Below are 12079 nucleotides of genomic sequence, written 5' to 3'. Positions count from 1 at the left end.
GTATAAAATCCAAAGCCTCTTCCGAGCAGGAATGCCAAGGGTTATAGCATTTCAACGTTCTGATCTATGTGCCGTTTGTTTTTGTTAATGGAGCTTCTCCGCTTTTCGGCAGAAGCTTGCCGTGGGCTTGTCTTCCAGCCGGGCGCTGTTTGCACGGCTGCAGCGCATGAGCGGAGCCGGCCTATGGTTTGAGCCGCAGGGCAGCGAACTTCTGCCATGCGGCGCGGCCGCGCGGAGCCATGCTTCTTCAAGCGGAGAACGAATCCCACCGGCGTCTCTGCCGAACGCTTCGAAGCGTAGTAAAATAGAGATGAAATACGAAGGATTTGTAGCAGAAACGATGTTTATAAGGTAATGATGGTCTCTTCCAATTCGATTGAATGACAGTATTCACTGTGCAAAAGGGACCGCTTCTATCAAGCGTTTTCTTCCTACCTGCCTGCACCTGCAGCCGTTCCCACCAAAACGCGTACGGCTGCAGGTGCAGGCAGAAAGCGGGAACCTCTTCAATAGACCTCTCTTTTCTTTTAAGACCAGGCGGTTTCTGCCTGGTTTATTAAAATAAAAAAAGATGCAGAACACTTTTCTTAGGACCATATGATCACAGAAGAATGTAAGATTTCTTTAATAAACACTCAAACATTCTTTCTATTCCGTTAGTTGAGTCTTTCAGTCTGAATCAAAAGATGTTTCTCTTTTCATTTTAATGGGAATAAGAAGGGCAGTGAAGAATGGACGGGAGCGGATATTATGACAGAACTCATTTTGCTTTCCTCCGGTACAGTGGAAAAATCGGAGACTGGTGAAGAGCCAATGCTTACTGAAACGGTGAAAAGACGTCTGGAGACAGGTGTGGAAAATCTGGACCCAAATACATATATTTATGCGTTTCCCTGCCGCAGTGCTGTAGAAACGACTTACTATACAGCCTCCGAAACACTCTCTAAATGGATGCCGTTAAGTTCTCTCGCTCATCTGCCTGCTTATGCCGGATCAGTAAAAGATATACTTCAGAGCATCCGGAACCGCCGGAAGCTGTTTGTGTATCCCCTGACGGCCGATGAGCTTCAGAAGGAACTGGCTGACACATTTTATAATCGCATTTTTCCCGAAGAAGCAGATGAAAAAGTGATGATCGTCGGACCATCGTTCCACCTGGCGCTCCTAGGAGAAACGTTCTCAGGAAGACCGGCTGATCAACTATTTCAGGAGCTGGAAGTGAATGCGTATGTAACCGTTTCTGAAGAGGCAGTCAGGCATTCCGGTGAATGCCGTACAGGCAGGTTCTAACAGGACGCCCTCTAAGCTGTGTTATAGTGATTGCAGAAAGGGGGAGATTGTTCTGAAAAACCGGAGCCGTGCATTTATTGCTGTAGAATCTTTGTTTTTAATCATCGGGATTCTTCTGACCGCCCTCGTTGTAAGCGGGCTTCTTCAGACAGATCGGAACTGGCTTTTTGCTCTCGTCGGGATCGTACTTAGTATTGGTGCACTTTTCCGTATTACAGCAGTTCTCCGCTCCCCTGATCCTGGAGGTGGCAGAAAAGAATGAAACTTTTCGTACTTGGTGATACACATCGGTCGGATGCGAAACCATATCTTCCTGAATCGTTTCTGAATAAAATGAAATCTGCGGATATCGTTATTCATACAGGGGACTGGTGCAGCCTGAAAACAATGGGGCAGCTGGAGGATCTCCGGCTGCCCGTATTCAGTGTTTATGGAAACGCAGATGATTCCATCCTCCAAGAGAAGCTTCCCGCCACTCGTCTGGAAACGGTATCCGGATGGAACATAGGGATTGTACATGGACACGAGGGAACCGGGCGTTCCACGGAGGAAAGGGTACGGACGTCTTTTTCGACGCCGCCGGATCTCGTTTTCTTCGGTCATTCCCATATCCCCTATCTCCGCTGGCATCATTCCTGCTGCTACATGAACCCGGGATCATTTTATTACAGACGAAAAGTACCATACTGTTCCTATCTGGAAGTAGACCTTCAAACAACTGGCTTTCAGACACACTTCCATCACTTCAGCTGGACGCACGGTTGAAAAAGTGATATGCTGTCCGTTGGATAATTTTCATATTCTGACTGACAGAAGAAGAGGTTCTAGCAAAAACCCTCTATAAAAAACTAGGTCCCTATTGATTGTTAATGGCGGCTTCGTTTTTTGCTGGATTCCTCCGGCAGAGCGGAGCCGCTTTTTTAGTTATAAAGATAGCAGCACAGAATGAGACAGGGATGTTCCGTTGTTTTTGATGAAAAGGATGAGAAGTCGGTTTGAAACACGGGAATCTGGAGGTATTAAAATGAGCTTTAATGGAGAAAAAGCCATCGTGGTTTTCAGCGGCGGCCAGGATAGTACGACTTGTTTATTATGGGCGTTGAAACAGTTTGATGAGGTTTTCACGGTAACCTTTGATTATGGACAGCGTCACCGTAAAGAAATCGAGCAGGCAGAAGCGATTGCTGAGGAACTGAATGTTTCCCACCGTGTACTTGATATGTCTCTGCTGAATCAGCTGGCACCTAATGCACTTACGCGCGAGGATATTGAGATTGAGGAGTCAGAGGACGGACCACCTTCGACATTCGTTGAAGGAAGAAACCATCTGTTCTTCTCTTTCGCCGCCGTTCTCGGCAGGCAGCTCGGCGCCCGGCATATTATCACAGGTGTATGTGAAACGGATTTCAGCGGCTACCCGGACTGCCGGGATTCTTTTGTGAAATCGCTGAATGTGACACTGAATCTTGCGATGGACGCCGATTTTGTTATTCATACACCGCTCATGTGGCTCGATAAAAAAGAAACGTGGCAGCTTGCGGACGAACTGAGCGGTCTGGAATTTATCCGCACGAGAACACTTACATGCTACAACGGTATTGTCGGGGACGGCTGCGGCAAGTGCCCGGCCTGTGTACTGAGATGCCGTGGTCTGGAACAGTATTTAGAAGAAAAGGAGCAGTCCTGATGTTTGGATTTCGAATTGTAGATAAGCTGCAGAAGCTCGGAGAAGATATTCAAAAAAAAGATCTCCGCTATCATCAGAAAAGAGTCATGGTATCCAAAGAATTTACGTTTGATGCCGCTCATCATCTTCATGCTTACGAAGGTAAATGTAAAAATCTCCACGGACATACGTATACGGTCGTTTTCGGCATCAGCGGCTTCGTGGATGAAACCGGCATTATGATGGACTTCGGAGATATAAAAGAAATCTGGAAAGAGAAGATCGAAATTTATCTGGACCACCGCTATTTAAACGAAATGCTTCCCCCGATGAATACGACGGCGGAAAATATGGTCGTCTGGATTTTCGAGCAGATGAATGAGGCACTCGAAAAAAACGGAGAGCAGAGTATGAGGACAGAGTTTGTCCGGCTTTATGAGACACCGACCAGCTACGCAGAGTTCCGGCGGGAGTGGATGATCAATGAGTAAATCAAAGCTGCCTGTACTGGAAATTTTCGGTCCTACGTTCCAGGGGGAAGGCATGGTCATCGGCCAAAAGACAATGTTTGTCCGTACGGCAGGATGCGACTATTCATGCAGCTGGTGCGATTCTGCGTTTACGTGGGACGGTTCTGCGAAAGAGGATATCCGCATGCTTACGCCGGAGGAAGTAGTCGACGAACTCGATCAATGTGCTCCGGATAATTACCAGCATGTTACGATCTCCGGAGGGAATCCGGCACTTCTTGCTTCCGTCGGGCCGCTTTGTGCCATACTCCGGGACCGGGGAATTAAAACTGCACTGGAAACGCAGGGGAGCCGATGGCAGGACTGGTTTTTGAACATCGATGATTTAACGATTTCTCCAAAACCACCGAGTTCTCTGATGAAGCCGTCGCTTTCCATGCTGGATGATATTGTCGAAAAGCTGCGGAATGGAGGAAGGTTACAGCATACAAGTCTGAAGGTCGTTGTATTTAATGAAGAAGATTTTCAGTTTGCAAAATCGATTCACCATCGGTATCCGGATCTTGCCTTTTATCTTCAGACAGGCAATGAAGATACCGGTGAATCCCAGGAAACCGGGCGTCTCGTCGAAAAGCTGCTGGACCGTTATCATCAGCTTGTGGAACGAACGATGGAAGACAATGAAATGACAGCTGTTCATGTCCTGCCTCAGCTTCATACACTCGTCTGGGGGAATCAGCGGGGAGTGTAAAATAGTATTGAGCTTCATCAGAAGCTTTGGTATACTATTTTTTGCATTTGTCGTACTGCATCGAGCAGCAAAAGAACGATAAAATAAAAGAAACGTGACGCAGGGAAAGGAGCAGTGGCTCTCATGGAACAAGCACCTTATCGTGTTCTGCTCTATTATTTGTATACCGATATCGCGGATCCGGAAGAAAAAGCAGCGGAACACCTTGAGTACTGCCGTGAACTTGGGCTGAAAGGACGCATTCTCGTTGCCTCAGAAGGAATCAATGGTACCGTATCCGGCACAGTGGAGCAGACCGAACAGTACATGAAGGATATGGAAAATGATCCTATATTCAAGGACATTACGTTTAAAATTGAAGAATCAGAGGGTCATGCATTTAAGAAAATGCACGTACGTCCCCGCCCGGAACTTGTGACACTCCGTCTGCATGAAGAAGATGTAGATCCGCGTGAAACGACCGGGAACTATCTCAAACCGAAAGAATGGCTCGAGAAAATGGAAGATCCCAACACGATTATTCTTGATGCCAGAAATAAATATGAATATGATCTCGGTCATTTCGAGGGAGCGATACGTCCGGAAATTGATACATTCCGTGAGCTGCCGCAGTGGGTCGAAGAAAATCGGGAACTTCTTGAAGGAAAAGAAATTTTAACGTACTGCACAGGCGGTATCCGCTGTGAGAAATTTTCCGGCTGGCTTGTGGAAAAAGGTTTTCACGATGTAAATCATCTGGAAGGCGGCATCATTACGTACGGCCAGGACCCCGAGGCAAAAGGCCGGAAGTGGAAAGGCCGCTGTTATGTGTTTGATGAGCGGATCAGTGTGCCGGTCAATCGTGTCGAGCACGTGGTCGTCGGAAAAGATCATTTTACAGGAGAGCCATGCGAGCGTTATATTAACTGTGCAAATCCGGACTGCAATAAGCAGATCCTCACCTCCGAGGAAAACGAAGTATTTTATCTCGGCGGCTGTACACACGAATGCCGCGTTCATCCGCGCAACCGCTATGTTGAAGAAAGTGGCATGACAATAGAAGAAGTGGAATCTCAGCTTGCTCTGATCGAAGCCTCTCAGTCCGAAGCTGTCCGCTGAAAATCAGGAATAAGACCTTAAACCAGATGCGGGTTTAAGGTCTTTTTGTATACCGGACTTATCTCGGGAATGGGATGGAAACAGTACGTCCGGGCCTCTAAATTGGTATAAGGCAGAATAATCGCCGTAAAGGTCCGAATGAAAACGAATTGGAGAAGGCTGAGAATAGTTTTCTGCAAAAATATACAGCTTCCAGAAAAAGCGGTAACCCGAGAAAAAACAGCGGAGATGCCCCACGTTAAGAAAGAAAAGATAGAGCTGAAATCAAAGGCTGTAACATTGTCGGTATTTGTCGAATCAATTTTCTTTCTTTTTGGAAATCGGGCGATTAGAATAAATCAAGAACGTTATTCCGCAAGAGAGAGAAAGGGGTCATACCCTATGATGGAAGCACTTATTATTTTCACTGCCCAGCTGTTTTACGTCCCGATTCTGACGCTCCGTACTATCATGATGGTGAAATCGCAGAAAGCACAGGCAGCCGGTCTTGGTGTGCTTGAAGGAGTTATTTATGTCGTAGCTGTCGGTCTTGTTTTGAGTGATTTGTCCAACTATCAGAATATGGCAGCATACGCACTCGGTTTCGGCGCAGGACTTTATATAGGAGCATATATTGAGGAGAAACTTGCGATCGGCTATGTCACGATCGAAGCAAACATTCCTTCAGAAAATACAGAGCTTGTACAGCGTTTAAGAGAAGTCGGTTTCAGTGTATCAACGTCGACTGTACAAGGAATTCAAGCAGAGCGTCATCTGTTGTACTGTACAGCAAGAAGAGACAGAGAAAAAGAATTCTACCGGCTGATCGAAGCGCACGAACCAAGCGCATTTGTCGCTTCTTATGAACCAAGGAGTTTCCGGGGCGGCTATATAACGAAGGGAATGAAAAAGAGAAGAGAAAAGTTTTTGAAAAAGAAGCAGGAAAGACAATCTGCATAAGCAGTCTATCTGCAGGGACGCTGAAAGCACCTCTTTCGTGCTTTCAGCGTCTTTTTTCACGCGGAGGGAATATTCATGTCTGCAGGCAGGGATAATGATACAATGGAAACAGATAATAATTGGAAGTGAGGTGACGGCAGTGAAGAAGGAAATTATTCTTGGTCTTGGCTGATTCTGGGGACCGGATGCCCAGTTCGGGCGTCTTACAGGTATAAAATCGATCGAAGCAGGATATGCGGGTGGGACGTTTCCTTCTCCGGAGTACAGGCAGATGGAAGATCATACAGAATGTATCCGGGTTGTATACGAGACGAAAGAAATATCGGACGTGGAGATCGTAGAGGAATTCTGGAGACTGCACTCCGGCCGTCAGCACGGATATGGCGGTACACAGTATCAATCTGTGCTTCTTTATCTGGATGAAGAGCAGAAAGAAGCAGCTTTCTCTGTGAAACAAAACCTGGAGCAGGGAGGCAGGGACATCGAAACACGCATCGAGTCTGCCGGTTCCTTTCACCGTGCGGAGGAGTATCATCAAAAATACCAGCTGAAACGCTTCCCGCACGCATGGTCTGCGGTAGAACAATATTTCGAATCCTCCCCTTCCGCCGCTGCCTCTGAAATGGCCATGCGCCTGAACGCACTGGCAGCAGGAGAGCTGTCAAAGGCAGAGGTCCTGGCCTTTCTGTCTGCGCCAGAACAGGAAATAGTGCGGCAGATTAAATGGTAATAACGGTAAAAAGAAATGGAGGTGTTCAGACGGGTGTTCCATTCAGATTCTTCGGTCATCGGCTCGAGGCTCGAAACCCATAAGAGAGACCGCTGGTGGAAGCGGAGGGTTAAACGTACTGCGGAAAATGACCGTGGTCTTGCCGGGATGACGCTCGGCATGTTTGCTGCTTCCACCGCAGCCTGTATTATTGCGGCATCTGCTACACCGACCGGGCTCGGGCTTTTTCTTGATCTGCTGCTTTACATAAGTGCGCATACAGCTGCTTTTGCTCTGGTGACAGCAGTGGTATCCGTGCTGTTATCGTTTATGTACATCCCTCTTCCACGGGTGGTGTTCAGTGCTTCCCTTTTTGCAGCGGGGCTCGCCTACTATATCCAGGAAGAGGCGAGTCTTGGTGGAACGTTCATCGTTTATTCCACTGGAGCATTTATGATCAGTGCGTACATGCTCGGCATAGTATTTCAAGTGTGGATGGGGCACAGGCCTCCTGTAAAGAAACTGCTGTTTTCGGCTGTACCAATTCTCTGGTTCGCGGCTCTCTTTTTATATCATCCGGAAATCCCTCAGTTTCAGGCTCCATCCACTTTTGAAGGCAATGATTATATTCAGCCGCTTTCAATGGAAGATCCGGGTGAACCTGGGGAATATGCTGTGGAAACGCTGCATTATGGAAGTGGAGAAGATCTTCACCGTCCGCACTTTGGTGACGAAACGGATATTACTTCGCCTTCTGTCGATGCATCGCTCTGGTTTGAAGAAGGGGAATGGGAGCCATGGCGGACGAGATTCTGGGGGTATGATGAAACTTCCTTTCCTTTGAACGGCTCGATGTGGATGCCGGAAGGAGATGGACCTTTTCCTGTTGTATTAATTGCTCATGGCAATCACCGCATGGAGCACTTTTCGGATGATGGATATGCGTACCTCGGCGAACATCTGGCCTCGAGAGGATATGCCGTAGTGTCGCTTGATCAGAACATGGTGAATTATTCCAACTGGACCGGAAGTCCGGATGAAAACATGCGCCTGCGGGCGTGGCTGTTTATGCAGCATCTGCTTCAGCTGCATAAATGGGCAGACGGGGAAGAAAATACTGTTTTCGCTGAAAAGCTCGACATGCAGCGGGTGTCACTGATCGGGCATTCCCGCGGTGGACAGGCTATAGCAATGGTCACGGACCGGGACCGCTTTTTTGAAAACGACCCATCGTTAGCCGGGATGGAAGAGATCGGTATCGAAGCACTGATTGCGCTGGCACCGACGGATCAGCAGGTGGATGACCAGCGTGCTGTACCCAGAAACGTCGATTTTCTGACGCTGCACGGGGCAAGAGACGGGGACGTGAACAATTTCCGGGGAGAGAGACTGTATACGAGAACGTCCTGGGATGATTCGCGCCGCTATATAAAAAGTGCTGTTTATATGGCAGACGCAAATCACAGCCAGTTTAACACTTCCTGGGGAAGAAAAGATGTCCGGCTGCCCGGAGCGCTGTTTTTAACCACGCGGCAGATGATGGCAGCGGAAGAGCAGCGGAAGGCAGCAAACGTGTATATAACGAGTTTTCTGGAGGCCTCGCTTAGAGATTCCGCCGTCCATGAAACGCTTTTCCGTGACGCGCGGTACGGCGCGGAGTGGCTGCCGGAAACACAGTATATTACTCGGTATGAAAACAGTTCGTATACATCGATTCTTGATTTTTCACGGGAGCGGGAGCCGGATGAATTTTCAGAACCGGTCGAGGTTTCAGCTGAAGGATTTACAGAATGGGAGAGTGGATCGGCAGTAGACCGGTCGGATAACCGTAAAGCGCCGGATGGACTTTTGTTTGAATGGGATTCTTCGTCTGAATTCCGTGTCGGGCTGGATGAAGCGTACGCTGAGGAACTTGCTGAGTCAGATCCGGACTATTTTGTTTTATCTATCGCACAGCGGGATAAAGAAGTTCCGGGGGAGACGGATCCGGAGCTTACGATTCTGTATACGTTTGAGTCCGGAGCTGTCATAGAGCAGCCGGTGGAGCAGTTTTATGATATCGCTGCTTCTGTCTGGACCCAGTATACACGCTTCCCGTTTTTAGAAGAGGACTTTCGTGACGGTAAATACGAGGAGGCAGTAGAGCCGGTATCGGCCGCGTACCTTCTGCCGCTGGATCAGCTGGAAGAGGGAGAGGGGACAGCACTTGAGAACCTCGAGTCGATTGCGGTTGCCTTTGAACAGAACGGACGGATCATGATTGATCAGTTCGGTTTTATGCAGGAGTAAAAACGATCCGGAGGCAGTGTGCCTCCGGATCGTCCTGCTCAGTCTTCGGATGACCGTTTTCAGCCGGGGGACACTGGAAGATGTGCGTCTTCACGGCATTTTTGGAGCGTTTCCAGAAAATCTTCGTTATACGTACTGATCGTGTAGGGGCGCGCGTGTTTGATGGCTATTTCTTTTGAGCAGAAACGGCATACTGCAGTATCTGCCCCATCTGCTGAAAGGTATGTGTCTCTTTTTCGGCAGTGCTGGCACGTGAGCCGCTGCAGGAATGCGATAGGATCTTTCTCATACATGTTATCGGTCCGGTCTTTGGAAAGCCTGGTTTCCTCCTGAAATAAATAGGCATTCGTGGCAGCGCGGCCGGTCCGTTTTATCAATGTTTCCAGTTTGAGGGATGCCGCCTTGTTCTTCACAGGAGAACGGACGACCGTAATCTCTCCGGAAATGTCTGCTTCCAAAAGCCCGTAACCAGCAGGAAGTTCATCTTTTTGAAGCATTCCCTCCGGTGTCAGAAGGTACGCATAGTGACAGGCTGTATGGTATCCATTTTTATCAAACAGTACGTCATCGCGAAGGAAATCGCTCCGGGACGTTTTCACTTCAATGATCCTCACTTCTTTCCGCTTCATGTTAATACCCACGGCATCCGCTGTCCGTTTTTTCCGTTTTATAAAGAGTTTCACCTCTGCTGCACATAAATCAGTCATTTTCTTTTTCAGCCAGTAAACAGCCTGTTTTTTTAAAAATTGATGTGTATGCTTTTCCATTATTTCGATAAACTCCTTTGTTCTAAAATACCCATACTTGAAGAAGAAACAATGCAATCATCATCAGCTGTATTAATGCTTTAGCTGCTGTGCCCGCAAGGAATCCGAGGAGTGTTCCGACGGCTGTCCGGGCGGCTTCTTTCGGTCCGCGGTTCTGTGCAGCCTCCGTTAAAAATACAAGCGCAAACGGCACGATTAATATGCCGAAGGGAGGCAGCACAAAGCAGCCGATGATGATGCCGGCTGCGGATGCCCAGGTGCCGGCGCGGCTGGATCCGTACTTTTTAACAAAATACAGTCCGGCTGCATAGTCGGCAGCGAACAGCACGATGGTCAGCAGAATGTAGGATCCCCACAACCACCAGCTGACAGCCGCACCGTCAATGAGAAAGGTGTATAACAGCACGGCTCCCCAGATGACAAGAACCGAGGGGATGATCGGGTAGATCAGGCCGATAAAGCTGAGTATAAATAATAATGAAATGACAATCCAGATTAAAATGTCCACAAGTTTCCTCCATGTGTGAGATTAGGTTGATTTTGACTGCTCCTGCAGCTGCTTCATTAAATAGGGAGCATGTCTCAGCGTAAAGTAGCTGAAGCCCTTTCCGCGGTAATACGGATTACGTTCCAGAATTTTTTTCGTTTCAAGCGACCGGATCTCCGGAGTGGGAGATGTAACAATACAAGTGTGGTCTTTGCCGCTTGCTTTAATCAGCCGCCACAGCGCCCGCTTTTCCTCCAGTGGAAGTGATTGAAGCAGTGCAGCAGTCTGCTTCTCCTTTTCGGGAAGCAGAAATTGACGAATATGCATATATGTTCGTCCTTTCTCCATTGTCTCTGCTGTATGATACAGCCCGGCTGATGCAGGAATGCCTTTCTTTTCCTGTTTACCCGCTTAGAAAAACGTCGTTTTCCCAGTCAGTGGAAATGGTTTTGGTCCGCAGCCTATCTCATAGTATAATAGATGAGGAACACTTAGGAAACGAAGGAAGCTGAAGGAGGTCGTTCGGATTTGAGAGCATTTATTCATGAAGGAAAAGCCGGCTTGGACGGGACACGAATGGATGATATGAACATTCAGCCGCCAAAACCGGATGAAGTACAGATTAAAGTAGTGACAGCCGGATTGAACCACCGGGATCTTTTCGTTCTGCACCGCCACTCTCCGGAGGATCCGCCGCTCGTGCCCGGGTCGGACTGTGCAGGGATTCTGTCTGCATGCGGGAGCAGCGTGGAAGGACTGGAACCGGGTATGGAAGTGATCGTCAACCCGGGTCTCGGCTGGCCGGAAGAGAGTGCCGCTCCGCCGGAGGGATTTGAAATACTCGGTTTTCCAAGGAACGGCACGTTCGCTGAATATGTCAATGTTCCGGCATCCTGCGTCGAGCCGAAGCCGCCCCATCTTTCCTGGGAAGAAGCCGGAGTCCTGTCACTTTCCGCTCTTACCGGGTACCGGGCACTGATGACAAGAGCACGGATTCAGCCGGGTCAGACAATTCTGCTGCCGGGCGCAGGCAGTGGTGCTGTGACGATGATGCTGCTGTTCGCTAAAAAAACCGGCTGCCGTGTTATCGTTACGTCAAGGTCTGAGGAGAAGCGGAACAAAGCGCTGGAACTGGGTGCTGATGCAGCACTGGACAGCGATGGTGACTGGAATGAACAGCTGAATGGTGAAAAAGTCGATGCCGCTGTAGATACAGTCGGTGCAGCTACGTTTCAGAAGACGCTGGATCAGGTGAAAAAAGGCGGGACGCTTGTCCTGTTCGGAGCGTCTGCCGGTGATGAAGTGACATTTAATCTCCGGGAATTCTTTTATGGCCAGTATAATCTCCTCGGTTCTACGATGGGAAGCCATGAAGAGTTCCGTCAGATGCTTTCCTTTATCAGCAAAAACAATATACATCCAGTAGTAAGCAGTGTTTTTCCGCTTCAGCGGGCAGAAGAAGCACTCTCCTACCTGGATCAGGGAAATCAGTTCGGGAAAGTTGTTCTCCGGGCGTCCGAAGAACCGTCCTAAAAAGAAGAATCCGAGGCACACCTGAAGTTTCAGCAGGTGTGCCTCCTTCGTTCGGGAAAATTTCCAGATTTTTTGTTTGT

At 48.5% G+C, this 12079-nt stretch carries 14 protein-coding genes and 1 pseudogene; 12 read left to right on the top strand and 3 right to left on the bottom strand.

Features of this window, described 5'->3' with window-relative positions:
* The first annotated feature begins 127 nt into the window (after positions 1-127).
* The 11 genes and pseudogenes from C6I21_RS16220 to C6I21_RS12910 all read left to right on the top strand — a co-directional run bounded on the left by C6I21_RS16220 (position 128) and on the right by C6I21_RS12910 (position 9212).
* Positions 128-355, top strand: coding sequence for a hypothetical protein (locus C6I21_RS16220; RefSeq protein WP_181186247.1), 228 nt, complete (start codon positions 128-130; stop codon positions 353-355).
* A gap of 395 nt (positions 356-750) precedes the next feature.
* Positions 751-1290 (top strand): hypothetical protein, encoded by a 540-nt coding sequence (locus tag C6I21_RS12950; protein ID WP_105959913.1) that lies wholly within the window; start codon positions 751-753, stop codon positions 1288-1290.
* Between the two features lie 91 nt (positions 1291-1381).
* The gene (locus tag C6I21_RS16590; RefSeq protein ID WP_181186246.1) at positions 1382-1552 is read left to right on the top strand and encodes a hypothetical protein; all 171 of its coding nucleotides are present in this window, start codon (positions 1382-1384) and stop codon (positions 1550-1552) included.
* Positions 1549-2055, top strand: coding sequence for a metallophosphoesterase family protein (locus C6I21_RS12945; RefSeq protein ID WP_105959912.1), 507 nt, complete (start codon positions 1549-1551; stop codon positions 2053-2055). Before C6I21_RS16590 ends, C6I21_RS12945 begins: the two co-directional genes overlap by 4 nt.
* Before the next feature lie 259 nt (positions 2056-2314).
* Positions 2315-2977: a 7-cyano-7-deazaguanine synthase QueC gene (gene queC, locus C6I21_RS12940; protein WP_105959911.1), complete on the top strand. Its 663-nt coding sequence runs from the start codon at positions 2315-2317 to the stop codon at positions 2975-2977.
* Positions 2977-3447 carry a 6-carboxytetrahydropterin synthase QueD gene (queD, locus tag C6I21_RS12935; RefSeq protein WP_105959910.1) on the top strand — a complete coding sequence of 157 codons (471 nt, stop codon included), beginning with the start codon at positions 2977-2979 and terminating at the stop codon, positions 3445-3447. The genes queC and queD overlap by 1 nt, the downstream gene beginning before the upstream one ends.
* Positions 3440-4177 carry a 7-carboxy-7-deazaguanine synthase QueE gene (queE, locus tag C6I21_RS12930; protein ID WP_105959909.1) on the top strand — a complete coding sequence of 246 codons (738 nt, stop codon included), beginning with the start codon at positions 3440-3442 and terminating at the stop codon, positions 4175-4177. Before queD ends, queE begins: the two co-directional genes overlap by 8 nt.
* 123 nt (positions 4178-4300) lie before the next feature.
* A complete protein-coding gene (trhO, locus tag C6I21_RS12925) occupies positions 4301-5275 on the top strand; it encodes an oxygen-dependent tRNA uridine(34) hydroxylase TrhO (RefSeq protein WP_105959908.1) in 975 nt (324 codons plus the stop codon).
* 381 nt (positions 5276-5656) lie between these two features.
* Positions 5657-6214: a DUF2179 domain-containing protein gene (locus C6I21_RS12920; protein ID WP_105959907.1), complete on the top strand. Its 558-nt coding sequence runs from the start codon at positions 5657-5659 to the stop codon at positions 6212-6214.
* Positions 6215-6398: 184 nt separating this feature from the next.
* Positions 6399-6944 (top strand): annotated as a pseudogene (locus C6I21_RS12915) (peptide-methionine (S)-S-oxide reductase); the annotation flags it as partial.
* A 33-nt stretch (positions 6945-6977) separates the two neighbouring features.
* Positions 6978-9212 (top strand): alpha/beta hydrolase family protein, encoded by a 2235-nt coding sequence (locus C6I21_RS12910; RefSeq protein ID WP_181186245.1) that lies wholly within the window; start codon positions 6978-6980, stop codon positions 9210-9212.
* A 59-nt stretch (positions 9213-9271) separates the two neighbouring features.
* On the opposite strand, the gene C6I21_RS12905 is transcribed toward C6I21_RS12910, so the two are convergent.
* From C6I21_RS12905 to C6I21_RS12895, 3 genes are read right to left on the bottom strand one after another with little or no spacing between them, the layout of a single operon-like run.
* On the bottom strand, positions 9272-9979 hold the full coding sequence (locus C6I21_RS12905; protein ID WP_105959904.1) for an MmcB family DNA repair protein: 708 nt from the start codon (positions 9977-9979) through the stop codon (positions 9272-9274).
* A gap of 22 nt (positions 9980-10001) precedes the next feature.
* Positions 10002-10487: a DUF456 domain-containing protein gene (locus C6I21_RS12900; protein WP_105959903.1), complete on the bottom strand. Its 486-nt coding sequence runs from the start codon at positions 10485-10487 to the stop codon at positions 10002-10004.
* Positions 10488-10508: 21 nt separating this feature from the next.
* Complete coding sequence (locus C6I21_RS12895) at positions 10509-10793, bottom strand: hypothetical protein (RefSeq protein ID WP_105959902.1); 285 nt, start codon at positions 10791-10793, stop codon at positions 10509-10511.
* Positions 10794-10994: 201 nt separating this feature from the next.
* Between C6I21_RS12895 and C6I21_RS12890 the strand changes: the two genes are divergently transcribed.
* Positions 10995-11999, top strand: coding sequence for a zinc-binding dehydrogenase (locus C6I21_RS12890; RefSeq protein WP_105959901.1), 1005 nt, complete (start codon positions 10995-10997; stop codon positions 11997-11999).
* The last annotated feature ends 80 nt before the right edge of the window (positions 12000-12079 follow it).

The sequence above is a fragment of the Alkalicoccus urumqiensis genome (assembly GCF_002993335.1).
Classification (GTDB): Bacteria; Bacillota; Bacilli; order Bacillales; family Salisediminibacteriaceae; genus Alkalicoccus; species Alkalicoccus urumqiensis.
This window is presented reverse-complemented; position numbering and strand designations above follow the sequence as displayed.